Origin of the sequence: Lacinutrix sp. Bg11-31 (assembly GCF_002831665.1) — a bacterium.
GTDB lineage: Bacteria > Bacteroidota > Bacteroidia > Flavobacteriales > Flavobacteriaceae > Lacinutrix.
In genome coordinates this window covers 1,305,799-1,330,287 of sequence record NZ_CP025118.1, presented here as the reverse complement: position 1 = coordinate 1,330,287, position 24,489 = coordinate 1,305,799, and the positions used below count along the sequence as shown (strand labels likewise).

The window sequence follows — 24,489 nt, the reverse complement described above, 5'->3', positions numbered from 1 at the left end:
TTTTTAAAGTGGAATGTTTCCGTGTTTTCTATTAGGTAAAACGACTTCTTTATTTTCTAACATAGCAAATGCTTTAATAAGTTTTCGTCTTGTATTTTCAGGAAGGATAACTTCATCTATAAAACCACGTTCTGCTGCTTTATAGGGATTCGCAAATAACTGAGCGTACTCTGCTTCTTTTTCTAGTAGTTTTTCTTCAGGATTATTTGATGCTTTAATTTCTTTCCTAAAAATAATTTCACTTGCGCCTTTTGCTCCCATAACTGCAATTTCGGCACTTGGCCAAGCGTAATTTAAGTCTGCTCCAATGTGTTTAGAATTCATAACATCGTAAGCTCCTCCATAAGCTTTTCTTGTAATAACAGTCACTTTGGGTACTGTAGCTTCACTTAATGCGTATAGTAATTTTGCACCATGTACAATAATTCCATTCCATTCTTGATCTGTTCCTGGTAAAAAACCTGGTACATCAACTAACACTAATAACGGAATGTTAAAGGCATCGCAAAAACGTGTAAAACGTGCAGCTTTACGAGAACTATTCACATCTAAAACACCTGCTAAAAATAGAGGTTGATTGGCCACAATACCAATACTTTTTCCTGCAATTCGAGCAAAACCTACTAAGATGTTTTCTGCGTAATTTTTATGAATTTCAAAAAAACTATCTTCATCAATAATACCATTTATTACCGCATGCATATCATAAGGTTTATTGGCATTATTAGGGATAATAGAGGCTAATTGTTCTCTAGTTTCTTCACCTAATGTATAATCTAAATCTTTAGGTTTTTCCACATTGCTTTGTGGTAAATAACTTAGTAAACGTTTAATATCTTCTAAACATTCTACATCATTAGAAGAGGTAATATGTGCTACTCCAGATTTTGTAGAATGTGTACTTGCTCCACCTAAAGCTTCACTTGTTACTTCTTCATTAGTTACCGTTTTTACAACATTAGGACCAGTAACAAACATATAACTGGTGTCTTCAACCATCATGGTAAAATCTGTCATTGCAGGAGAATACACAGCTCCTCCAGCACATGGTCCCATGATTGCAGAAATCTGTGGAATTACTCCAGAAGCTTTCACATTTCTATGAAAAATATCTGCATAACCACCTAAAGAGCGTACACCTTCTTGAATTCTTGCGCCTCCAGAATCGTTAAGACCTATTAAAGGTGCACCTATTTTTAAGGATAAATCCATGATTTTACAAATTTTCTCTGCATGAGTTTCTGATAAAGCACCACCAAAAACCGTAAAATCTTGAGCAAAAACATACACTAATCTTCCATTAATAGTTCCGTAACCAGTTATAACACCATCACCAGGAAACAGTTGGTCTTGCATTCCAAAATCTGTAGTTCTATGTATTACTAAAGCACCAATCTCTTCAAAAGAACCTTCATCCATTAAATAATCTACACGTTCTCGTGCAGTTAATTTTTTCTTTTGATGTTGTTTATCTATTCTAGCTTGACCTCCTCCAAGTTTAGATTGTGCTAGTTTTTCGTTTAATGTTTTTATTTTGGATTCCATAGTTTTCAATTAATACACTTTTACAAGCTCAGTGTGACAATAGTAATGTAATTGCAATTCTAGTTATTTGGTAATCTTAGTAGTTTTTTATCTTCTAAATACTGTTTTATAGCAAGCATTGCAGCTATTTTAGCTTCTTGTTCTGTTTCATGTTTTAAAGCTTCTGCCGAATAGTATTTTTTTACAAAATGGGTGTCAAAATTACCAGATTTAAAAGCATCATGTTCAAAAACAAACGTACCAAATGGTAAGGTTGTTTGTATGCCTTTTACATGGTAATTAGAAATGGCTTTTAGCATGAGTTGTATTGCTTCTTCTCGTGTTTTACCGAAGGTAATTAACTTTGCAAGCATTGGGTCGTAATAGATTGGAACATTCATACCTTCTTCTATGCCATTATCTACGCGAATACCTTCTCCTTCTGGTAATCTATAAATGTCTAAATGTCCAACGCTAGGCAAAAAATCGTTTAAAGGGTCTTCTGCATAAACACGTAACTCTAAAGCGTGACCATTAATTTTAAGATCTTCCTGTTTTATCTTTAATGCTTCACCACGAGCTACTTTAATTTGTAATTCTACCAAATCAAGACCTGTAATTATTTCACTAACAGGATGCTCAACTTGTAAACGTGTATTCATTTCTAGGAAATAGAAATTCTTATTTTCATCTAATAGAAACTCAACCGTTCCTGCGCCAACATAATCACATGCTTTGGCTACTTTAATGGCTGCTTGTCCCATTTCATGACGTAATTCTGGAGTTAAAACAACACTAGGAGCTTCTTCAACTACTTTTTGATGACGACGTTGAATACTACATTCACGTTCAAATAAATGAATGACATTACCATGAGTATCTGCCATTATTTGGATTTCGATATGTCTTGGTGATTCTACATATTTTTCGATAAATACAGAACCATCTCCAAAAGCATTAACTGCTTCACTAATGGCACGATTCATTTGCGATTCGAATTCACTTTCTTTTTCCACAATACGCATTCCTTTTCCACCACCACCTGCAGATGCTTTAATTAGTATTGGAAACCCAATGGTTTTGGCTATTTTTTTAGCTTCTGGAATATCTGTAATGGCTTGATCTGTTCCTGGAACCATTGGTATGTTGTAAGCTTTTACAGCATCTTTGGCAGCAAGTTTACTTCCCATAACTCTAATAGCATGAGATTTTGGACCAATAAAAGCGATGTTGTTTTTTTCGCAAAGCTCTGCAAAATCGGCGTTTTCACTTAAAAAACCATAGCCAGGATGAATGCCATCTACGTTTAAACTTTTAGCAACTTCAATAATTTTATCTCCTAATAAATAGGATTGATTAGAAGGCGATTCACCAATAAAAACAGCTTCATCGGCATATTTAACGTGTGGTGCGTTTCGGTCTACTGTAGAGTAAATAGCGACTGTTTTAATGCCCATTTTTCGAGCGGTACTCATCACTCTTATTGCGATTTCGCCACGATTGGCGATTAGTAATTTTTTCATACCTATCTAACCTTCCTAAAAGAAGGATTTTTATTTTTTATTCAAATTCTATTAGCAACTCACCCTTATCTACCGTGTTTCCTTTTATTCCAGAAACCGATTTTATAATCCCATCACGAGGTGATAAGATGCTGTTTTCCATTTTCATGGCTTCCAAAATTAATAAAGGACTGTCCATACTAATTTGGTCACCAACTTTTACCATAATATCTAAAATTAAACCAGGCATTGGCGCTTTGATATCATTAACAATTTTTGAAGCACCAACTTCGAATCCCATAGATTTAATTAAGGTATCTAAATCGTTTTCTATTTTAATAGAGTAGCTGTTATTATTAACTTTTACCACATAAGATTTAGTGTTGAAATCTGCTTCAATAATCTCGGCTTTGTACGGATTATTATTCTGTAGAATATGAAATTTAGAATCAGAAGTTTTAACACTATCTAAAGCAGAGGCTTCTTTATTCGTTATATTAAATTCTGTAGTATTATTGACTTTTATCTTGAAGTTTTCATTCATAATTATTCATTTTAAATGATAGTAAATATATAGATAATATAGGAACTCTATTAAAGTTATTATTAAATAGTTGCTAACTTGTTATAGTTATTTATAGAGGGAAGGCATTAAGCCATTTAGTTTGTTAAATAATAACATCTTTAAAACGTGAGTTCTTTTGGTGTCTTTTAATAGCGTTTCGCGATAATACAACACCAATAATTAATGAAACAAAAGCACCAACCCAAATACCAGGAATAAAATCGATAAATAGAAAGAAATCGTAAGTACCATGAAATAGAATAGCTAAGCCTAATCCTGTTAAGTTTAGCAACGTTCTATTTTTTGAAAATTTTGCTTTACCCATAAAGTATCCCATTAAAATCCCAAAGGTTGCATGAGCTGGAATTGCTGTAAAAGCTCTAAGTAAAGCTGTTGTTGCACCACTTTCCATAACATAAAAGATGTTTTCTGTAGCTGCAAAACCCATAGAAACCATTACTGCATATACAATACCATCGAATTGTTCGTTAAAGGCCTTGTTTCTTTGTGCGAAGAGTAAAACAACCAAATATTTGCTTAATTCTTCAGTGAAACCAACTACAAAAAAGGCTTGAATAAATTGTTGAAGTACACTTAAACTATTGGTTAATGGTACTGCTAATTCAAAAACACCATATAATACAGTGGTAATAATAATACTAACAATTGCACCAAGTAAAAATGAAATTATTAAGAGTCTTTTAGGTTCTTTTTCATATTTATCTTTTAAATAAATGTAGAAAATAACAACTGCAACAGGAGCAAGCGCGTAAATAATTAATTCCATTTAGCGAAAGTAATAAATAAATATAGTAAAAGTATAGGATTAGGTTAGTTCGAGTAAAATTGTCTTTTTACAATTTTGTATCTAGAACTTAATATATTTTATTTTTAATATAATAGCTTAAGTTATTTTTTCTAAAATAGCCGCTATCACTTTATCATAGTAATCGCTATTACTTGATACAAAATGACCATTATTTTTAGAATTTTCTAATAGATCGTGAAAAGCGTACATGCTTACTAGTTTTAAAGCTTCAACTTCCTCTTTTTGTGGTGTTAAATCGAATAGTAAGCCATCAAATTTAGCTATATAAGTATGATGGAATTCGTTGTCAATAATACCGTTAGAATAATTTTGAAAGCATTTAAAAACGCCTATTTTTTCTAATTCATTTTCAGAAACAGTTAAACCAATTTCTTCTTTAATTTCGCGTAATGCGCCAGATTTTAATGTTTCTCCAGCATCTATATGTCCAGCAACGCTAACATCCCAAAGCAAAGGATATATGGTTTTAGAAGCAGCGCGTTGTGCTAATAAAACTTCTCCATCGCTTGTGTAAAACCAAATATGCACAGTATTGTGGTAATGACCTTTAGCGTGTACTTCGCTTTTTAAAGCAGACTTTCCAGTTAGCTTACCTTCTTTAGTTACTATATCTATTAGTTCGTCTTGCATCTTGTAAATGTTATTTTGTTAATGTACAGAAAAAATCTAATGTATGTTTTGAATATTCTTGAAGTGTGTAGTCTTCTAGTTTAATACTATTTACTAATTCACTATTTTTTTTTAATAGCTTATTCCTATTGATTCTATTTGCAAATTCATATGGTATTTTAAGTAGTATAGCAGGTGTTTTATATTGTATTTTAAAAATATCAAAACGTAAAAAACGTTTAACAGATTGCTCGTTTTTTAAATAATAATTATCTGTCTTATTATTACCTTGAATGGCTTCAATACTGTATTCTAGAAAACTGTTTTTAATTAAGGTGTTTATTTCTGAATAATTATATTCTTTATAATGCCACGGGTTTCTGGCTATCGTTTTTTTAGAGTTGGGAGTCGTTATATATGCTTTGCCATTAGGTTTTAAAATACGATGAACTTCTCTAATAAAAAGCTCAGCATCTTTTATATGTTCAATAACTTGAAACGAAATAATTATATTAAAACTATTGTCTTTAATATTGGTTAACGGTGGTATGTTTTGGTGTAGTATTGTGGTTTTTGGATATCTGTTTTTAATTTTATCTAATACGTATTTAGATTTATCAATAACTGTTAAAGTGTTAGCCTTTTTTACTATAAGATCTAAACCATAACCTTCTCCACATCCAATCTCTAATACATCTCCATATACTTTTTCTGAAATTAAATGATAGGCTTTTAATGTTCTTTGAAATAAAGGATTGTCTGATTGTATATTAGAGGAAGTAATTTCGGTTGAAAATGAAAACATATATAATAAATAGATTAATAAGGCCAGTTTGTTTTTTGCCAGTTTATATAACTTGGTTGAAAATTTTTAAAGCGTTGTTCGTTAAAAATTATAATTTCTTCATCACCAGGAAATTGTTTTATCATTTGCAAAAACATGTTTTTTAATTTTTCAGCATGTTTTACATTAATAATCGGGTTTTGAGGATTAAAAGAAGTCGTCCATTTTAGTTCTTCCCAAAGATTATTAATTGCCAAAATACATATATTAGATCCTTTTTCAGGCAGTCCAGCTTTAAAATACAGTTTACCTAACGCATAGGCATATTGCTTATAAGCAATAGTTTTATTTGGAAAAAGAGAAAATGACTTATCTAAAACAGCTATAGCTTGTTTAGTTTTGCCTTCTTCTATTAATGCTTGTGCTAGAAAATAGTAGTTACGTCTTAAAATATCTTGAATGTAAGCTCTATTTTCATAGCTTAAAAACTTTGTATCATCATTCAATCCGTTAAATTGAACGTCTTCCATTAAATAAGTAAACATCATTTTAGTATTTACAATTTTAGGGTTTGCTAATGGGTTTTTTCTTTTAATTGGCGCCAACTGTTCTACTAGTCCATTTTGAATAAAATAATCCTGCAAGCCTAAATAATGACTAGTTTTTCCATTAATGGCAAAGCATATTGGTCTATTATGTATAGTATTATTAATCATATTTAATAATACAATTTCATTTAAACCATAAAAACTTTTAGCATAATCCCATTCTACTTTGTTGGTATATTGAGCATTAAATTCTTTAGCTATTAATCCATTTTTTTTAACTTTTAAGGTGTCTATTGGAATAGAGAATTTAGTAACAGGCATGTAATGCTTAAGTTTTCCATTCCAATTACGTCGTGTTGTACTATCTTTAAAAAAACTAAATAAGTTTGTTAATACCGCAGCATTATCTGTTTCTTTTTGTAATGGAATTAATCTATCTGCTCCATTGATATAGAAACGTTTTTCTAAATTAATTTCTATAGGATTAGAAGCTCTTATCTGTCGTTTTAGGTTTTCTATATTAGATTCTATATTTATTAAATCGAAATTAATAACTCTAACATCGGTTCGGTACTTTTCTACATCTTGTAAATACCATAAAGGAAAAGTCATATTATCGCCATTGGTAATAAGTATGGATTGTTTAGGGCAAGCATCTAAATAGGCTTTTCCTAAATCATAAGCAAAAGTATCATAATGTCTCTGATGATCATTCCAGCCTTTAGCGAGTAGTTGTAATGGAGAGCCAATAAAAACAAGAACAGAAACAACAATGAGTTTTGTTTTATTAGATTTAACAAATTTGAATGCGTTAAGGATTGGAAGAATGGATAACCCAACCCAAAGTGAAAATATAACAAACGAGCCAATAAAAATATAATCACGTTCTCTTATCATTATGCTAGAAGGTACAGGATTAATGTATATAGTAATCCCTAAACCAAAAGCTAAAAAGATAAAGAGTGTTGTAAGTAAATACTGTTTGTGTTTTATCAAAGATAAAAAACCTAATAGGCCTAAAATAAAGGGTATAAAATAATAAGTGTTTCTACTTTTGTCATTCTTAAACCGTTCTGGCATATTACTATAATCACCAACTCTAGATTTATCAATACTATTTATACCACTTATCCAATTACCATCTTTAACAAAGCCTAAACCATGATTATTATTTTGCTTACCAATAAAGTTCCAAAATAAGTAGCGTAAGTTTAACCATGAGACTTGATAATTAAAAAAAAAGTTAAAATTCTCTTTATAGGTAGGTTTTAATATTTTTATAGGTTTTCCATCTACAACATAATCAATTGGTTCTCCTTTTATTGTTGACCAAAATTTGTATTTGTTTTCATCTTTTTGTTCAAATAATCTAGGAAAGAACATTGAAAACGCTTCAGCATAGTTTGCATGTTTGTACTCTCCATTATCTACAGTAGTATATCTTTTTTTGTTAGTATCGAAAGTTAAAGTGGGTTTTCCGTCAACAAAAGGAATGCTTTTGTCTAATGGCGTATTATAAGTATAGCCTTTTAAAAGAGGAATATCTCCAATTCCAAATTGATCACCTTTAATATACTGTAACATCTTGTTACTTGTATTAACGTTATTTATAATAAGTGTATTTGCATTAGCCCTTTGTAGTGGCATTAAATAGGAGCTAAAGCCTACTAGAAAAAATAAGAATGCTAAAATAGTATAATGTAATATAATTTTTTTAGCCTTATTAGTATACCATAACGCTAATGAAAGGAAAATTATTAGCAAGAGTATAGTCGTTATAACACCTGTATTAACATTAAAACTTAGCGTATTAACTAACCAAACATCTAGTATATTACTTATTTTTATAATACCCTGAATAGCAAATAAGTAAATACTAAAAAATAATACACAGCCTATAATTAAGGAGAAGAGTGTTTTTTTTAGGTTTAGACCATATTTTTTATGGGTAAATAGTAGTGATAATGGAATGATTATAGAAATCGTAATTAAATGAACTCCAGTTGCTATACCCAATAAAAGAGCAAACAATAAAAGGAGTTTTATTTCTTCTTTTTTATTTGAGGCATTTTCCCATTTCAACAAGACATAAATCATTATTGTCATTAAAGCAAACGAAAGTGTGTAGACTTCTGTTTCTGTAGCTGCCACCCAAAAACTACTGGAAAAAGCTAATGTTAAAGCACTAACAATACCTGTAAAAAAAGGCAAGTATTTAGTCTCAAAATTAGAGGTGTTTGCCTGAATTTTAGTAGTAATATAAAACGTTACTTTAAATAGATAAGTAACTGTTAATGCCCCAAAAAAGGAAGATATTAGATTTGAAACAAAAGCAGCATTTGTTGCTGGAAAAAACTGCAAAATAACGCTACAAAGCATTGTGTAAAAAGGAGCACCTGGAGGATGCGTAGCTTGTAAATTATAACTACTTGTTATAAATTCTGGACTATCCCAAAAGGAGATTGTTCTTGGTGCTGTAATAGCATAAATTATAAAAACGATTAAAAAAAGAATTAAACTTATTACTCTATTTAATTTATGCATTGACAAAACTATTTAATATTGCTAAAAGTAAAAGATTTTTTTTTGGATGTACTAAATATTAATTAAAATAAAACAGGTTTGTTAGGATATGATTTTTGATAAATATATAAATCAAAGCATCATTTTATTTTTTTCAACACTTTTTATTTGAACAAATTAATCGAAATTATTTTTCTTTTATGTAAAAAGTATAAAAATGAAGTTTTAACAACTCCTAATCCATAATACAGACTTCTTTTAAAATTTATGGAGGAACTTTCAGAAGTATATCTTGTTGGGCATGTGATTTCGGCAATTTCAAAACCTTTATTAAAAATTTGACATATCATTTGATTATCAAAAATGAAATCATCAGAATTAATACTGAAGTTAATATTAGTAAGAACCTTTTTAGAAAAAGCACGATAACCACTATGATATTCTGAAAGCTTTTGACCTAAGAGTATATTTTGAAAAAAAGTTAAAAAACGATTTGCGATATATTTATAAATTGGCATTCCACCATTTAAAGCACCATTACCTAAAATTCTAGAGCCAATAACTACAGGATAAACTTTATTAGCTATTAAATAGGCCATGGAATGAATTAAATGTGGTGTATATTGATAATCTGGGTGAAGCATAATTACAATATCTGCATCTAAAGAAAGTGCTTTGTTATAACAACTTTTTTGATTAGCTCCATATCCCTTATTTTGATCATGTAAAATTATATGTTTAATACCAAGCTTCTTTGCAATTTGAATAGTGATATCAGAACTACAATCATCAACCAAAACAACATCATCTACAATATCAAAAGGTATTTCTTTATATGTTTTCTCTAAAGTAGTTGAAGAATTATATGCAGGTAGGATGATAATTAATTTCTGATCTTTAATCATAAAAATAAGAGTATATTGATGTTAAGAATTGAGACCTAAAATATAAAAATGAATATATTAATGTCAAAAAAAAGATTAAAATATTTTTTTTGTAGAATTTATAACTAATCTTTATCCTAAAATATTTTTTTAAATAAAAACGTCCCAAAAATGTCTAAAAAAGAGTTTTACTGGTTAGCTACCGGTTTATTATTAACACTCATCTTTTTTTTACCTATAGTTAACGGAGAATTTTTAAATTGGGATGACCCAGCTTATATTATTGATAACCCATTAATTAAAAACTTATCATTTGAGGGCATTAAAAATATTTTTATTACTGGAGAAGTAGTGGGTACTTATAGTCCTTTAGTCCTTTTGTCTTTGGCAATTGATTATAATATTTGGGGATTAAATCCTTCAATGTTTCACATTACTAATCTAGTTATTCATATAATAGTTGTTGTTTTAGTATTTTTATTTACTAAATTATTAAGCAAGAATAATATAATTGCATTTATTACTGCATTATTATTTGGTATTCATCCTATGCATGTTGAAGCTGTTAGTTGGGTTTCAGCAAGAAAAGATTTGTTGTATTCAATGTTTTTTGTAGCGGGATTAATAGTGTATTATTTGTACGTATCAAAAAACCAAAGTTATAAAAAGCCCTATCTATATGTAGCTTGTTACCTTTTATTCATAATGTCTTTATTATCTAAAGGAACAGCAATTGTATTTCCAATAATTCTTCTATTGATAGATTTTTTTAAAAAAAGGAATGAGTTTAAAAAAATAATATTAGAAAAAGTACCATTTTTTTTATTGAGTATTTACTTTTTTATTATTGCTATAACAATGCAGTCTAAAGAAGGAGCTATGGGAATTAGAGGATTTAATTCATGGATAGATTCTTTATCTGTTGGGTTTTATGGATATTTTATTTATTTAATAAAATCTATAATACCGTATAATCTAAGCCCATATCATCCATACCCAAATGGACAAGGTGTGCCTAATCCATGGTATTTTTATTTGGCAGCAGTTCCAGTTTTATTGTTGTTTTCTTATATAGTGTGGAAGTTGAAAAAGAAAAGACATTTGGCTTTTGGGTTTGGTTTTTTCTTTATCTGTTTAATTCCAGTAATTCAAGTATTACCATTTGGTACAGCAGTAATTGCAGAACGATATACATATTTACCTTATTTAGGATTGTTTTTTTTAATTGGTTTTTGGATAAATAATCTTTGTCAAAATTATATTAAAAGAAGAGTTCAGGTTTATACTGCGTTTTGTTTGTTCGTTATTATTCTTGGAGGATTAACATTTCAATACACCAATAAATTTAAAAATAGTGAAACTTTTTGGAGTCATGTTATTGAAAAATATCCTAATGATTATTTGGGATATTTAAATAGATCAAATCATAGGTTACGACTGGGACAATATAATTTAGCATTACAAGATGCAAGCGCGGCAATAGAAATTAATCAAAATAAACCTTTGTTATGGTATAATAGAGCATTGACTTATAAAAGATTGAATAAAAACAATCTTGCTTTAAACGATTTGAATAAAACGTTACAACTGGATAATAAATTTATTTCTGGATATATGAATAGAGGAATAATATATGGTGAGACTAAGGAGGTGCACAAAGCTATAGCCGATTTTACTAAAGTTATTGAGTTAGATCCTAATCGATACCTAGGATATTACAATAGAGCTTTGCATTTAAAGAATATAGGAGCATACGAAAAAGCATTAAAGGATATTAATAAAGTGCTTTCTCTTAATCAAAATCTTATAGCTCAGTCATACTTTATTAGGGCTGAACTTCAAATAAATTTTGGAAAAATTGATAAAGCTATAGTAGATTACAGTAATGTAATAAATTTAGATCCAGATATGATAGAATCCTTTACAAAGAGAGGAACATTGTATATTGAAAAAGGAAATTTAGAAAAAGCGATAAATGATTTTAATATGGTATTAAAGTTAGATGAAAATAATTATGAAGCTTTTATTAATCGAGGATTTATTTTTATGAATCAGTCTAAATTAAATGAAACTTTATTAGATTTTGAAAAAGCTAAAGAAATAAATGCTGCAGATGAAAAAATATACTATAATATGGCAATACTTTTTCAATTTCAAAAAAAATACCAACAGGCATTAGAAGAAATAAAAATGTGCTTAAAGTTAAATCCAGATTATGCTCCAGCAATAGAAACTCAAAAACAAATTATTGATGCAATGCAATAACTTTTTTTTTAATTAAAAAAACGCTTAGAATAGGCTATTGCACTTTTCGCAACTTTAACTCCGGTTCTTCTACCTTCAATGTCATCAACTGGTGGATGTATTCCTCCCCAAACTCTAGATAAACAAGTCTCAATGGCAGCGTCATAAAAAGTGGCCCATTGAAGTGTTATTGTTTCCGAAGGACCATTTTCAAACCCTAAAAACTCATCTTTTTCTGCAGTAAAAGTTTCTAATCCATCAGGAAAGTATGGCGAACCAGATATATAGGTTAATATTTCTGCACTAGCAATAGAAAAAGTTGAATGCCCAGAAGTATAACCAGCAAAATTTGGAGTTGTAAAAGTATAGCGTTGATATGGCCACCAATTTTCAGCTAGAATCCAACCAACACCTGCAGTATCTGTAAAAGGATCATTAATAGCGTCTGGACCTTTCCAATTATATATTTTAATTTTATTTAAATGTTTTTTTTGTTCACCAACCAAATCATCATTTTCTGTAACCAATTCTACAAGACCTTTTTCTAACTTTACTCCAGAACTGTTATAATTTGGCTTATTAGAATCTGATGATTGCCCTAAAGTAGCAAGATATCTAATTGCAGAAATAGGTCTTACATAATCATAATACCCTTTAGCACTCCAGCAAGCAATTGCAGCATCATGCAAAGTTCCAGTTAATAAAAAATAACTTTTTAAATCCCATTCTAATTGAGATAAGGATTCTCCTTTGCCATTCCATTGTCTTTTAAAGTCTGGATGGTAAGACACTTTATTTAAAAATTCTAACCAATGACCAGGAGGTGAGTTTGTGTTTGGTCCATCTACCCAAAACTCAGCAATCACTCTGCAATAATCTCCTTGATTAACGAGGTTTTTGGCATATGTTTTTTTTGTAATCGGGTTTTTAATGCGCTTCTTTCTTTTATTAGTTTCTACAGCTTTATAGTACGCTTTATAATTATCAAGCCCAATTGGTAAATGATTGTCTAGGTTTAGTATTCCTTTTGGCGAAATATCCCAAATTTCGGCATCTTTAGTATCTAACTTACTTGATAATCTTTGAACTAATGAAAATCCCCAACGATAAGCCTCAGTTTCGTCTTGATTACCAGTGTTAATATATGGTGGATGACCTGGATTAAAATGAATAGCTCCTGCTTTAGATTCTGTTGGTAAAGCAAACGATTGTACTTCTCCCCAAAATGGTGTTAAAAAATCTACATTACCTTCAATAAGTAGATGATTCCAGTCTTTTAGAGTTTTATCACTTCCTTTTTTTACAATATATTTATTTATATAAATTGGTTGCCAATGGTTAGGCTTTTTAAGTCCATTAGCACCAGGATTTTCTGGTAGTAATTTTTCATTTTTTGATCTGTATTTAGATAGTTCATGTCTATCTTCTTCCTTAGAACCATCACTTTTACCAAATAACAGTATTTGTTCAGCAATATAATTGCCTAAAGCTTCTGGACTTCCTGTTTCATAATTAGTCGCTAAATTTCTAAAACTAAATTGGTGTTTTTCAATGGTACTAATTAATATATCTATAGTGCGTCCTTTACTAGAATAATCATCATACCTTGATTTTAATATTCTAAAAGCGGCATAGCTTATAGCTATATGTCTTAAACTATCAGTATTTGTAGAAAGGTGTTTAAAATCTTTATTAAAAGGGATGGTTTTTCCATTCTTTTCTTTTCCAAGAAAATAAGTATTCTGCGTATCATCATATGCAGCCCAAGCATCGTGCATTGCGGCACTAACATGAAAAAAATTACGAGCATGTATGGTTGGGCCTTGTCCATCTTCTTTTACCATATCAAGCATAGTATCCATCCAATCTCTTGCAATAGAGTTGTTTTTTTGCCCAAATAAAATTAAGGGTAAAAAACTGAATATTATATACATAAGTGGCTTCATTTTTTTAGGTTTTTGCTCTAAATATAACAATAAAGACTATTAATAGGCTATATTTGATTTGCTATTAACGCTAAAATAAAAATCATGACAAAAAAACAACATTTAACGGCATTAATTTTAATGCTTTTCTCAGTATTTACTTATGCACAATTAATGAATGAGACACAAGGTTCAGGCTCAGGTGCAAATATAACTTCTGGAGATTATAACACACATTATGGAGATAGTTCTGGTTACAGTCTCTCTTCTGGGTCATACTCAACATTCATAGGTTATCAGGCGGGTAAAAGTATGCTTACTCAATTTGATAATACATTTATTGGTGCACGTGCTGGTGAATTCGCAGTTACAGGAACTGATAATACATTTATTGGGAAAGATGCAGGTCGTTATTGTGACGGGACTGATAATATTGCTATAGGTACTGAAGCTGGAATGAATATGATTAGTGGAGCTAGTGATAATGTTATTATTGGTGAAGAAGCAGGTCAAGCATTACTAGATGGTGATGACAATGTGTTTATAGGTGAAGATGCAGGATACAATACCACAACAGCAAGTGATAACACATTTGTAGGGAATACAGCTGGTAGAAGTAATACTACAGGTTTCGGAAATGCATTTTTTGGTGATGAAGCGGGTTATGATAATACAACGGGCTATTGGAACACAGCAGTTGGAGATTCTGCTGGGATTGATGGAGATATAGGAATCCAGAATACATATCTTGGACATGGTGCAGGATGTGCAACAGAGAACGCTAGTAGCAATACTTTTGTTGGAGCTTATGCAGGTGGAGATAATAACAGAACAAATAGTACAACAAACGCAAACCGTAATACTTATCTAGGAACTGCAGCTGGGTTTTCAAATAGAGAAGGAAGTGACAATGTTGGAATTGGATCTGGCGCAGATTTTGGAAATACAAACAGGTCAAGATGTATATTTATTGGTGGAACAGGTGTTGATACCCATGGTCAATGGGATGCAGATGGATACGATATGGTAAATGCGAATGATGCAACTGCTATAGGGTATCGATCGTATACAAACGCTTCGTATGCCATTGGTATTGGTACAGAAAATGATCAACACGGTGTTGAATCTGTAAGTATGGGATATTTAACAAATACTGAAGCAGCCGCTGATTATTCTGTGTTAATGGGCTCTAAAGGATATTTGGATAAGGCTTATTCCGTAGGATTGGGTTACGAAACATCTGTTTCAGGAACAAATTCAATTGCTCTTGGTGCACTCACAAGCGTTACAAATGATAATTCTATTGTTATAGGCTATCAAGCAAGTTCAACAGATGTAGCTGCATTAGTTCCATTAAATAATATTGCTATTGGAGTTGCTGCAAATGTACAAGGAAATAATTCTGTAGCCATTGGTAATGCAGCAACAGCTATAAATAATGATATAATGGTACTTGGTGGAGCAACAAACCCATTAAGTGTTGGTATTGGAACAGATGCACCAAATTCAAAAGCTTCTTTAGACCTAACAGGAACCACAAAAGGTCTACAACTAAACCGTATGACAACTACAGAGCGTACTGCATTTGGAACTACTTTGGCTGCAGTAGATGAAGGAATGGTAGTATATGATTCAGAAACATCGAATACGTATTATTGGGATGGGACAGAATGGAAAGGCATGATGGCAATAGATGAACAAGCCATTTCTGTTGCGTCAGATGTATTAAGTATTACGGGCAATGCAGGTACTGTAGATTTATCAGGTTATTTGGACAATACAGATGAACAAGCCATTTCAGTAGCAGCAAATGTATTAAGCATTTCTGGAGATGCAGGAACAGTAGATTTATCAAGTTATTTAGACAATACAGATAGTCAAGATTTATCATTATCAGGAACAACATTAAATATTGCTGGAGGAACAGGAGTAGATTTAGCTTCATTGTCTGATGGAACTGGAACCGATGCACAAGGTATTTCTTTAGCAACAAATACTTTAAGTATTACTGGTAATGCAGGAACAGTAGATTTATCAAGTTATTTAGACAATACAGATAGTCAAGATTTATCATTAACAGGAACAACATTAAATATTGTTGGAGGAACAGGAGTAGATTTAGCTTCATTGTCTGATGGAACTGGAACCGATGCACAAGGTATTTCTTTAGCAACAAATACTTTAAGTATTACTGGTAATGCAGGAACAGTAGATTTATCAAGTTATTTAGACAATACAGATAGTCAAGATTTATCATTAACAGGAACAACATTAAATATTGTTGGAGGAACAGGAGTAGATTTAGCTTCATTGTCTGATGGAACTGGAACCGATGCACAAGGTATTTCTTTAGCAACAAATACTTTAAGTATTACTGGTAATGCAGGAACAGTAGATTTATCAAGTTATTTAGACAATACAGATAGTCAAGATTTATCATTAACAGGAACAACATTAAATATTGTTGGAGGAACAGGAGTAGATTTAGCTTCATTGTCTGATGGAACTGGAACCGATGCACAAGGTATTTCTTTAGCAACAAATACTTTAAGTATTACTGGTAATGCAGGAACAGTAGATTTATCAAGTTATTTAGATAATACAGATAGTCAAAGTTTATCATTAACAGGAACAACATTAAATATTGCAGGAGGAACAGGAGTAGATTTATCTACAATTGCTGATGGAACTGGAACAGACAATCAGAACTTAGCTTCTGCAACTTTAAGTGGAAACACATTAACAGTAGCTATTGAAGGAGGAACATCTGTAAATGTTGATTTATCACCAGTGATAGCTGCTTTAGAAACAGAAAATACAAATCAACAAATTGAAATAGATGATTTAATTACAAGAATGGAAGCGATTGAAGCGTGTGCTTGTCAAACATTATCAGTTCAACAACCAGATGACAACACAAACAGAAGTGCAGGTCCTATTTTATACCAAAATATACCAAATCCGTTTAATGGAACAACAACTATTAAATATTATGTGCCAACCGATAATAAGAGTGCAGCCATAGTTTTTAGTAATACTTCAGGTCAAGTAATTGATAATGTTTCTTTAAAGCAATTAGGTGATCAAGAATTGTTTTTTAATAGCGATTCTCTTGCTTCTGGAATGTATTATTATACATTATATGTTAACGGAAGAAAGATTGATACTAAAAAAATGATTATTGAGTAACATCAACAATTTATAATTACAATAAAAAAAGCTACACTTTATGTGTAGCTTTTTATGTTATTGGTATAAGTTTCTTTAATTGTATTAAAACAGTATCGTAAATGAAAACACTTAATGTAGATAAACTAAATTTTGGGTTAATATTAGTCAGTTTTGCATTCGCTTGTTTTTTGCCTTTTAAACTCTTTCTTTTTGGTTATGCCTTTCTTGGGCCTTTACACTACTTAACAGAAACCAATTGGATTGCAGAAAAAAAATATTTTGTAATTAACAACGCTTGGAAATATTTAGTTTTAGGAGCTGCAATTATATACTCAATACCTTATGTTTTTAGCTTATCGGTTTTTTCAAGCTTCTTAAGTAAATCTACTATTTTGTTTTTTACAAGCACCTTAGTTAGGTATACAAATTTTCTGTTGTTTTTTATACTCATTACAGCTATTCTAGTGTTGTTTTATAAAACATATAAAGCATTTGTAATAAGTTTTATAATAGCACTTTTATTGTCTATATGGACGTATTCGTCCGAAGTTTATATTTTAATTAATGGCTTGTTACTACCAACTATTATTCATGTGTACCTGTTTACCATTCTTTTTATGATATATGGTGTGCGCAATAAGAAAACTAAATATGGAATACTAAATATAATATTGGTTATTCTATTACCCTTAAGCTTAGTGTTTATTGATACAGAGCTGTTTAATTATCAATTTTCTCAAGAGGTTAAAAGCACCTATGTAAATAATAATTTTCATGCGCTAAATGCCAATTTAGCTAAACTCTTTGGTGTGTACGATGATTTAAAGTTCTTTTTTTATGAAAAAATAGATTTAAAAATTCAAATATTTATTGCGTTTGCTTACATCTATCATTATCTCAATTGGTTTTCTAAGACAACAATTATAGGTTGGCATAAACAATTAACAACCATGAAAACAATAATTATTTTAAGTGTTTGGGTGATTATATTATGCAGTTACTGGTACGATTATAGATTAGGTTTAGTCTTATCAATTTTTTTAAGTGTAACACATGTTATGTTAGAGTTCCCTTTAAATATAATAACATTTAGAAGCCTATTTTTAAAAAAGAAAAATCCTGCTTTAAAATAATTATTTAGTTAAAACCGAAGACATACATTTTACAAATGTCGAAAAATCATGAGCAGTATTAAAGAGATGGCAAGACACTCTAATATAATTGCCTCTAAACGACACAAAAATGTTTTGCTCTTTTAATACCTGTTTTAAAACATTTATATCTAAACCTTCAGGTAATTTAATTCCGAAAAGATGATGAGTTCTATAATTGTCATCTTCAATTTTACAACCTAAAATTTTTAGCTCTTTTACAGCTTCCGCAGAAATAGTTTTGCAATACTCTTGGATTGCTTTTGGTGTCCATTCTATTATTTGCTTTAATGCAGCAATTTGCATTTTTACATAAATAAAGTTCCCACTTTCTCCAACTTGATAACGGCTTGCTAATGGTTTGTATTCTGGTTGGTAATTTGTTAAGTCAGCAAAGTTATCACTATCTAAACGGTTTGCCCAGTTTTCTTCTAGAGGTGTTCCGTTGTCAAAATGTTCTCCAAAATAGGCGTAAGCACAACCATAAGGTCCAAATAACCACTTGTAACCAGCACAAATTAGTGCATCTGGCTGAATCTCTTTAACCGAAAAAGGTAATGCACCAACACTTTGGCTACCATCGATAATTAGTAAGGCTTTGTGTTGTTTCGTTTTTTTGCTAATGGCTTTTAAATCGAATAAGCTTCCGTTGGACCAATGAATGTTTCCCATTGCAACAACAGCGGTTTTATTTGTGATTGCATTTAAAACGCTAGTGCTCCATTCTTCACCTTTAATAGGGCTAATGGTTTTAATTGTAGCATTATATTTATCTGCTAAATTTTTCCATGAATAATAATTACTTGGAAACTGCTCTCCAATTACTATAATCTCATCACCTTTATTTAAAGTAATATTATTTGCAACTGTAGCTATTCCGTAGGAAACGGAAGGCATAGTTGCAATTCTATTATAATCGTTTACATCTACTAATTTAGCGAACAGTTTTTTTAGTTCGGTTACAGGCTCAAAATAGTCTTTACCAGTAATAGTATAAGGTCTGTTTTTTTGTTTTAAACCTTCTAAACCTGCTTCGTAAATAGATTTAAATGCTGGAGATTGCGCAGCAGTATTTAAATAAGTTATGTCCTCAGGAATATCAAACAAGTGTTTTTGATGTTGTAAAGTCATATTTTATCAGATTTAAAAAAAGCCTCTATAAAGAGGCTTAATTATTATTCGGTTTTTTGCTAAATCCAGCTTAGCTGGTTATTTAAAATATGAAAATGTATCACCATCTTCAATCTTTAATAATGTTTCATAAATTAATTTAATCACATTTTCAACATCGTCTCTATGTACAGTTTCAACAGTAGTATGCATATAACGCAACGGTAAAGAGATTAATGCAGAAGCAACACCACCATTACTATACGCAAAAGCATCTGTATCTGTACCAGTAGCACGAGAACAGGCTGCACGCTGAAAAGGAATTTTCTTTTCGTCTGCAGTATCTGTAATTAAATCACGTAATTTTTGTTGCACAGCAGGAGCGTAAGCAATAACTGGACCTTTACCAATTTCTACTTCACCTTGTACTTTCATATCAATCATTGGAGTAGAGGTATCGTGTGTTACATCTGTAACAATAGCCACGTTAGGTTTAATAGTTTCGGTAATCATTTGTGCACCACGTAACCCAATCTCTTCTTGTACAGCATTAGTTATATACAATCCAAAAGGAAGAGTTTTCTTATTCTCTTTAAGTAAACGTGCAACTTCAGCAATCATAAAACCACCCATTCTGTTATCTAAAGCACGACAAACAAAATTGTTTTTGTTTAGGATATGGAATTCATCTGGATACGTAATTACACAACCTACATGCACACCAAGCGCTTCAACTTCTTCTTTAGTTTTGCAACCACAGTCTATAAAAATATTATCTGGTTTTGGAGCTTGTTCTTTTGCCTTACTTCTTGTATGTATTGCTGGCCATCCAAAAACACCTTTTACAATGCCTTTTTTAGTATGGATATTTACCACTTTACTAGGTGCAATTTGGTGATCACTACCACCATTTCTTACCACATAAATTAGCCCTTTATCACTAATATAGTTTACATACCAAGAAATCTCATCTGCATGACCTTCTATAACTACTTTATATTTTGCTTTTGGGTTAATAACACCAACAGCAGTACCATATGTATCTGTAAAAAACTCATCTACATAAGGTTCTAAGTAATCCATCCATATTTTTTGCCCATCCCATTCGTAACCTGTAGGTGAAGCGTTGTTTAAATATTTCTCTAAAAAGTCCATAGACTTTTTGTTAAGTATGCTCTTTTTTGCCATTGTTTTTAATTTTGTACTAAAATAACAATAATCGCAGTTATTTAATAGTTAACAAGAGTATAATTATTAATTTTGTTGCAGAAGCTTGAAACTATTTTTTGGAACGGTTTTAGCATAATATTTTATATGAAGTATATTTTACCACTTTTATTAGTGTTTCCGATGTTAATTTTCGGACAAACTCTAGAAATAGAACAAGACTCTACACATGTTGAATACATGATTGTTAAGGGAGATTCTATACCACGTGAAGCAATAAATCTTGACGAAGTTATGCTGTTGCACAAACTTAAATTCGATAGTAAAGAAAACAGAAGGCGCTATTATATTTTAAAACGAAAAACCATAAAAGTTTATCCTTACGCTAAAATGGCAGCCGAAAGACTAGACTCGTTAACCAAGCAATTAGCAACTTTAGATTCTAAAAGAAAACAGAGACGTTATGCTAAGAAAGTTCAAAAATATATTGAAAATGAATTTTCTGCCGAATTAAAAAAAATGACCAGAACCGAAGGTCAAATTCTTATAAAACTCATTAACCGGCAAACAGGAGAAACGGCCTTTTCTTTAATAAAAGAGTTACGCAGTGGCTGGAGAGCTTTTTGGTTTAATAACACAGCTTATTTTTTCGATATTTCTCTAAAACGTGAGTTTGATCCAGAAAATGAAAAAGAAGACTATTTAATTGAAGACATCTTACAACGTAATTTTCAGAATGGTGTTTTAAAAGAACAGAAATCGGCTTTAGACTTAGATTTTTACGAGCTTAGTAATAAATGGTTAAACGATGGTAAAAAGTCACCAGAAACCAAACAAAAAACCTAAATCTTAAATGCGCATACAAACTCAACGCGAAGAATTCTGGAACACCATTACACATGGAGTAGGAGCTATTTTGGGAATTATTGCCTTAGTATTATTTATACTTAAAGATACAGAGAAAACAAGCTATAGTTTATTTAGTGTTATTGTTTACGGTATCTCTATAATTGTTCTTTTTTCGGCGTCTACAATTTACCATTATGTTAAAAGTGAAAAGTATAAACATACCTTTAGAATTATAGATCACATAAGTATTTATCTGCTTATTGCAGGTACTTATACACCAGTGCTATTAATAAGCTTAGAGCAAAGTTTAGGTTGGATATTATTTGCTGTTGTTTGGGGAATTGCCGCTTTTGGTGTGGTTTTAAAAATATTCTTTACAGGCAGATTTAATGTGTTCTCCACACTCTTGTATCTAGTAATGGGTTGGTTAATTGTTTTCGATTTTTCTGAATTAAAAAATACAATGCCACCAGAAGGTATTACATTATTAATGCTTGGTGGTGCATCTTATACTATTGGCATTATTTTTTATGCACTTGAAAAGAAATTATTTTATCATGTTATTTGGCATTTGTTTGTACTTGCAGGTGCTATTTTTCACTTTTTAATGGTGTACTTTTATGTGGTTTAGAGGTGCTGGATTTTAGTTTCGTTTAACGGTTAGTATATGAAAAGTAGGCGATTTCGAAGCACTAAACTTTCGGTTAAGCACAAAGTTTGATATAATCCGTAAACTTTGAATTTAGTACTATTTCGCCTATTTTTTATATACATTGTTGTGCGTTCGGCTTTTTTAATTCCCAAGTAGTTTAGGTAAATAATCTAAAGCTATTGGGTCACGTTCTTTGAAATATTTTTGTGCATTTGTCTGAATCCAAACCTCAATAACGTATTTCCTAAACATCGGTAGCGCATCAATAGTGTATTTCCTTGTTGGTTGGTCAGGTCTTCCGTCGTCAAAAGAATGGTCGTAATATTCCCAAGAATCTTTATGTTCAGAGTCAATCTTTTTAAGGTAGTTAGAAAACATTCTACCTACTGAAATATCTGGCATTATCATTTTTCCATTTTCTGCTTTATTTGGTATAGTGTAACCAACTTTTTCGAGTTCAGAATACAATATTGTAAACAATTCACTTACAACTGAAAAATGTTTGTGTAACTCTATTTTATTAATATTTCCTAAATATCTTTTATAGAAGTTAGGAACTTGAGCTCTGTCTATTTTTCCATAGAAACCTTTTTTCCTAATTGAAGGAATTACCTCTTCAAATAACCACTCTTCGAACTTTTCAGCTGATGGTAATTTAGATTTAATAATTAACCTATAAACATTTGGCTCGTTGATTAAAGTTAATTGACTACCTGTATCAGATTTTAAGCTATCGTGTTTCACGATACCTTTAGGTTTACAGTGTCTTGATATAGCGTCAGGAGCATTTTTATAACCTAAAGTTTTAGCAACATCCGTAGCTACGAACCAAATTTCACCTTCAATTTCTACGGTTCTAATTTCGTTAAGCATTTGTTCTCCTTCGGGTTCAAATTTGAATATTTCTACTTGCATAAATTTATTTTAAAGTTCTTTTTCATTTTTAGCGGTATTTTTTTCAGCTGACGCACAATGTTTCATTGATAAAAAAGCGTTTCAATGTTTTTTATCAGATGTTAAACGAAGGTAGCGGAAATATTTTTGAAAGTCAAGCTTGTCAATCCTTCAAGTAGAACCACTTAATACTTCTAAATAATCTGTTTAAGATTATCTAGCATTTTTGCAGAGTTGACATACTTTTTCAAGCGATTATTAATTTAACTGACATAGTTGCTGATTAAATTATACGGCTATAATTTATTTTATAACAAGCCATAATGGCTACAGTTGCCTATTATAAGAGGATTACAGAGCTTTTATTTAGATTGAACGTATATGTTATCGATTTGTAAACCATCATTTTAGCTTTTTGGCGTGATTTTGGCACAAACTGAAACTATAAGTTTAAACTAAAATAGTTTTGTGTAATAATTATGCAAAACGTATTTTTTCAAATTAAAGAATAGAGTATGAGTCAAGTAAAAGAAAACAGTACAGTAAAAGTAAATTATACAGGTAAATTATCTGACGGAAAGGTTTTTGATACGTCTGAAGGAGAAGCACCAATAGAATTTGTTTTAGGACAAGGAAGATTAATTCCTGGTTTTGAAAAAGGTTTAATTGATATGAAAGTAAACGAAAAGAAAACCATTACTATTCCTAAAGAGGAAGCATATGGAGAGGTTAATAACGATTTGCTTCACGAAGTAAAAAAATCTGAGCTTCCACAAGATATGGCTCCAGAAGTAGGCATGGGACTTGTTTCTAAAGCTCCAGATGGTCAAGAAATGAATTTATTAGTTGTAGAGGTAAAAGAAGAAAGCATTGTTGTAGACGCAAACCATCCTTTGGCTGGTAAAGACCTTGTTTTTGATCTTGAAGTTGTAGAGATTAATGAAACTGTAATTACTGAATAAAGTAATTATATATTTTAAATAGTATTAAAACAGCCTTTGTTAAACAAGCTTTAACAAAGGCTGTTTACTTTTATAGGTATAACATTACGAGAGTATACCTTTTTCTTAAGATGCTGCGCAACTGCTTTATGCTTTCAAGAAATCTTCATGCTCATAATAAAAGGCTTCAAAAGCACTCATTTTTTCGTTTAAAAACACCATAACTTCTTGCCAAGTATTTTTATTGTGGATAGATACTTTATAACCTAAAGGCACGTATATTCTAGAGATTTCTTTTCCGTTATCGAGAAAATATTCTTCTTCATAAATAGCTTCTGGCAAAAACTCTGTAGTTAATATGGATTTTACTTGTTGTAGTTTCTCCCAGTAGTTAATACGGTTCTCTAAATCGTCTTCTAAATCTAAACTTACGTGAGCTGTTTTATTATCGAAATGAAATTTGAAACTAAAACCTTTTATTTTGGTGTTGTATAAAACCCATTTTGTTGGAAAGGATTTCCCAAAACTGGTCCAGAATAGTTGTTTTATTTGTCTTGATTCTTCTTTGCTAAACACGTTTTCAAGTTTATGGTTAATAATTTATTCTGTTGTCACTT

At 30.8% G+C, this 24,489-nt stretch carries 19 protein-coding genes; 6 read left to right on the top strand and 13 right to left on the bottom strand.

Going from position 1 to position 24,489, the window contains the following annotated elements:
* Positions 1 to 3: 3 nt before the first annotated feature.
* From CW733_RS05995 to CW733_RS05960, 8 genes are all read right to left on the bottom strand, one after another.
* A complete protein-coding gene (locus CW733_RS05995) occupies positions 4 to 1,545 on the bottom strand; it encodes an acyl-CoA carboxylase subunit beta (protein WP_100996339.1) in 1,542 nt (513 codons plus the stop codon).
* Positions 1,546 to 1,604: 59 nt separating this feature from the next.
* A complete protein-coding gene (accC, locus tag CW733_RS05990) occupies positions 1,605 to 3,047 on the bottom strand; it encodes an acetyl-CoA carboxylase biotin carboxylase subunit (RefSeq protein WP_100996338.1) in 1,443 nt (480 codons plus the stop codon).
* Positions 3,048 to 3,084: 37 nt separating this feature from the next.
* Positions 3,085 to 3,570 (bottom strand): acetyl-CoA carboxylase biotin carboxyl carrier protein subunit, encoded by a 486-nt coding sequence (locus CW733_RS05985; protein WP_100996337.1) that lies wholly within the window; start codon positions 3,568 to 3,570, stop codon positions 3,085 to 3,087.
* Between the two features lie 124 nt (positions 3,571 to 3,694).
* A complete protein-coding gene (locus CW733_RS05980; RefSeq protein ID WP_100996336.1) occupies positions 3,695 to 4,378 on the bottom strand; it encodes a PrsW family intramembrane metalloprotease in 684 nt (227 codons plus the stop codon).
* A 117-nt stretch (positions 4,379 to 4,495) separates the two neighbouring features.
* Complete coding sequence (locus tag CW733_RS05975) at positions 4,496 to 5,050, bottom strand: NUDIX domain-containing protein (RefSeq protein WP_100996335.1); 555 nt, start codon at positions 5,048 to 5,050, stop codon at positions 4,496 to 4,498.
* Between the two features lie 10 nt (positions 5,051 to 5,060).
* A complete protein-coding gene (locus tag CW733_RS05970) occupies positions 5,061 to 5,834 on the bottom strand; it encodes a bifunctional 2-polyprenyl-6-hydroxyphenol methylase/3-demethylubiquinol 3-O-methyltransferase UbiG (RefSeq protein ID WP_100996334.1) in 774 nt (257 codons plus the stop codon).
* 14 nt (positions 5,835 to 5,848) lie between these two features.
* Complete coding sequence (locus tag CW733_RS05965) at positions 5,849 to 8,905, bottom strand: DUF2723 domain-containing protein (RefSeq protein WP_100996333.1); 3,057 nt, start codon at positions 8,903 to 8,905, stop codon at positions 5,849 to 5,851.
* A 143-nt stretch (positions 8,906 to 9,048) separates the two neighbouring features.
* Positions 9,049 to 9,789 (bottom strand): glycosyltransferase family 2 protein, encoded by a 741-nt coding sequence (locus CW733_RS05960; protein ID WP_100996332.1) that lies wholly within the window; start codon positions 9,787 to 9,789, stop codon positions 9,049 to 9,051.
* Positions 9,790 to 9,939: 150 nt separating this feature from the next.
* On the opposite strand from CW733_RS05960, the gene CW733_RS05955 reads away from it, so the two are divergent.
* The gene (locus CW733_RS05955; RefSeq protein ID WP_100996331.1) at positions 9,940 to 12,033 is read left to right on the top strand and encodes a tetratricopeptide repeat protein; all 2,094 of its coding nucleotides are present in this window, start codon (positions 9,940 to 9,942) and stop codon (positions 12,031 to 12,033) included.
* A gap of 8 nt (positions 12,034 to 12,041) precedes the next feature.
* On the opposite strand, the gene CW733_RS05950 is transcribed toward CW733_RS05955, so the two are convergent.
* The gene (locus tag CW733_RS05950; protein ID WP_100996330.1) at positions 12,042 to 13,958 is read right to left on the bottom strand and encodes a vanadium-dependent haloperoxidase; all 1,917 of its coding nucleotides are present in this window, start codon (positions 13,956 to 13,958) and stop codon (positions 12,042 to 12,044) included.
* Between the two features lie 84 nt (positions 13,959 to 14,042).
* On the opposite strand from CW733_RS05950, the gene CW733_RS05945 reads away from it, so the two are divergent.
* Both CW733_RS05945 and CW733_RS05940 read left to right on the top strand, forming a co-directional pair.
* The gene (locus CW733_RS05945) at positions 14,043 to 17,126 is read left to right on the top strand and encodes a T9SS type A sorting domain-containing protein (protein ID WP_100996329.1); all 3,084 of its coding nucleotides are present in this window, start codon (positions 14,043 to 14,045) and stop codon (positions 17,124 to 17,126) included.
* 101 nt (positions 17,127 to 17,227) lie between these two features.
* Entirely contained in the window at positions 17,228 to 18,241 is a 1,014-nt protein-coding gene (locus CW733_RS05940; RefSeq protein WP_100996328.1) for a hypothetical protein, read from the top strand.
* On the opposite strand, the gene CW733_RS05935 is transcribed toward CW733_RS05940, so the two are convergent.
* Both CW733_RS05935 and CW733_RS05930 read right to left on the bottom strand, forming a co-directional pair.
* Positions 18,242 to 19,390, bottom strand: coding sequence for an aminotransferase class V-fold PLP-dependent enzyme (locus CW733_RS05935; protein ID WP_100996327.1), 1,149 nt, complete (start codon positions 19,388 to 19,390; stop codon positions 18,242 to 18,244).
* Between the two features lie 78 nt (positions 19,391 to 19,468).
* Positions 19,469 to 20,557 (bottom strand): M42 family metallopeptidase, encoded by a 1,089-nt coding sequence (locus CW733_RS05930; protein ID WP_100996326.1) that lies wholly within the window; start codon positions 20,555 to 20,557, stop codon positions 19,469 to 19,471.
* A 126-nt stretch (positions 20,558 to 20,683) separates the two neighbouring features.
* Here CW733_RS05930 and CW733_RS05925 point away from each other — a divergent pair, with 126 nt between their 5' ends.
* Both CW733_RS05925 and CW733_RS05920 read left to right on the top strand, forming a co-directional pair.
* Positions 20,684 to 21,382: a DUF4294 domain-containing protein gene (locus CW733_RS05925; RefSeq protein WP_100996325.1), complete on the top strand. Its 699-nt coding sequence runs from the start codon at positions 20,684 to 20,686 to the stop codon at positions 21,380 to 21,382.
* Between the two features lie 7 nt (positions 21,383 to 21,389).
* Entirely contained in the window at positions 21,390 to 22,016 is a 627-nt protein-coding gene (locus tag CW733_RS05920; RefSeq protein ID WP_100996324.1) for a hemolysin III family protein, read from the top strand.
* A 162-nt stretch (positions 22,017 to 22,178) separates the two neighbouring features.
* Here CW733_RS05920 and CW733_RS05915 read toward each other — a convergent pair whose 3' ends face one another.
* On the bottom strand, positions 22,179 to 22,952 hold the full coding sequence (locus CW733_RS05915) for a BRO family protein (protein WP_100996323.1): 774 nt from the start codon (positions 22,950 to 22,952) through the stop codon (positions 22,179 to 22,181).
* A 494-nt stretch (positions 22,953 to 23,446) separates the two neighbouring features.
* Here CW733_RS05915 and CW733_RS05910 point away from each other — a divergent pair, with 494 nt between their 5' ends.
* Entirely contained in the window at positions 23,447 to 23,893 is a 447-nt protein-coding gene (locus CW733_RS05910; RefSeq protein WP_100996322.1) for a peptidylprolyl isomerase, read from the top strand.
* 126 nt (positions 23,894 to 24,019) lie between these two features.
* Here the strand turns inward: CW733_RS05910 and CW733_RS05905 are convergent, their stop codons facing one another.
* Positions 24,020 to 24,448: a DUF4268 domain-containing protein gene (locus CW733_RS05905; protein ID WP_100996321.1), complete on the bottom strand. Its 429-nt coding sequence runs from the start codon at positions 24,446 to 24,448 to the stop codon at positions 24,020 to 24,022.
* Positions 24,449 to 24,489: the final 41 nt, after the last annotated feature.

Excerpts from the sequence above, each read along its gene's own strand:
- CW733_RS05925 (WP_100996325.1), top strand. The coding sequence starts at position 20,684 with ATGAAGTATATTTTACCACTTTTATTAGTGTTTCCGATGTTAATTTTC.
- CW733_RS05970 (WP_100996334.1), bottom strand. The coding sequence starts at position 5,834 with ATGTTTTCATTTTCAACCGAAATTACTTCCTCTAATATACAATCAGAC.
- CW733_RS05950 (WP_100996330.1), bottom strand. The coding sequence starts at position 13,958 with ATGAAGCCACTTATGTATATAATATTCAGTTTTTTACCCTTAATTTTA.
- CW733_RS05960 (WP_100996332.1), bottom strand. The coding sequence starts at position 9,789 with ATGATTAAAGATCAGAAATTAATTATCATCCTACCTGCATATAATTCT.
- CW733_RS05935 (WP_100996327.1), bottom strand. The coding sequence starts at position 19,390 with ATGACTTTACAACATCAAAAACACTTGTTTGATATTCCTGAGGACATA.
- CW733_RS05915 (WP_100996323.1), bottom strand. The coding sequence starts at position 22,952 with ATGCAAGTAGAAATATTCAAATTTGAACCCGAAGGAGAACAAATGCTT.
- CW733_RS05945 (WP_100996329.1), top strand. The coding sequence starts at position 14,043 with ATGACAAAAAAACAACATTTAACGGCATTAATTTTAATGCTTTTCTCA.
- CW733_RS05920 (WP_100996324.1), top strand. The coding sequence starts at position 21,390 with ATGCGCATACAAACTCAACGCGAAGAATTCTGGAACACCATTACACAT.
- CW733_RS05965 (WP_100996333.1), bottom strand. The coding sequence starts at position 8,905 with ATGCATAAATTAAATAGAGTAATAAGTTTAATTCTTTTTTTAATCGTT.
- CW733_RS05910 (WP_100996322.1), top strand. The coding sequence starts at position 23,447 with ATGAGTCAAGTAAAAGAAAACAGTACAGTAAAAGTAAATTATACAGGT.
- CW733_RS05975 (WP_100996335.1), bottom strand. The coding sequence starts at position 5,050 with ATGCAAGACGAACTAATAGATATAGTAACTAAAGAAGGTAAGCTAACT.
- CW733_RS05995 (WP_100996339.1), bottom strand. The coding sequence starts at position 1,545 with ATGGAATCCAAAATAAAAACATTAAACGAAAAACTAGCACAATCTAAA.
- CW733_RS05980 (WP_100996336.1), bottom strand. The coding sequence starts at position 4,378 with ATGGAATTAATTATTTACGCGCTTGCTCCTGTTGCAGTTGTTATTTTC.
- CW733_RS05985 (WP_100996337.1), bottom strand. The coding sequence starts at position 3,570 with ATGAATGAAAACTTCAAGATAAAAGTCAATAATACTACAGAATTTAAT.
- CW733_RS05940 (WP_100996328.1), top strand. The coding sequence starts at position 17,228 with ATGAAAACACTTAATGTAGATAAACTAAATTTTGGGTTAATATTAGTC.
- CW733_RS05955 (WP_100996331.1), top strand. The coding sequence starts at position 9,940 with ATGTCTAAAAAAGAGTTTTACTGGTTAGCTACCGGTTTATTATTAACA.
- accC (WP_100996338.1), bottom strand. The coding sequence starts at position 3,047 with ATGAAAAAATTACTAATCGCCAATCGTGGCGAAATCGCAATAAGAGTG.
- CW733_RS05930 (WP_100996326.1), bottom strand. The coding sequence starts at position 20,557 with ATGGCAAAAAAGAGCATACTTAACAAAAAGTCTATGGACTTTTTAGAG.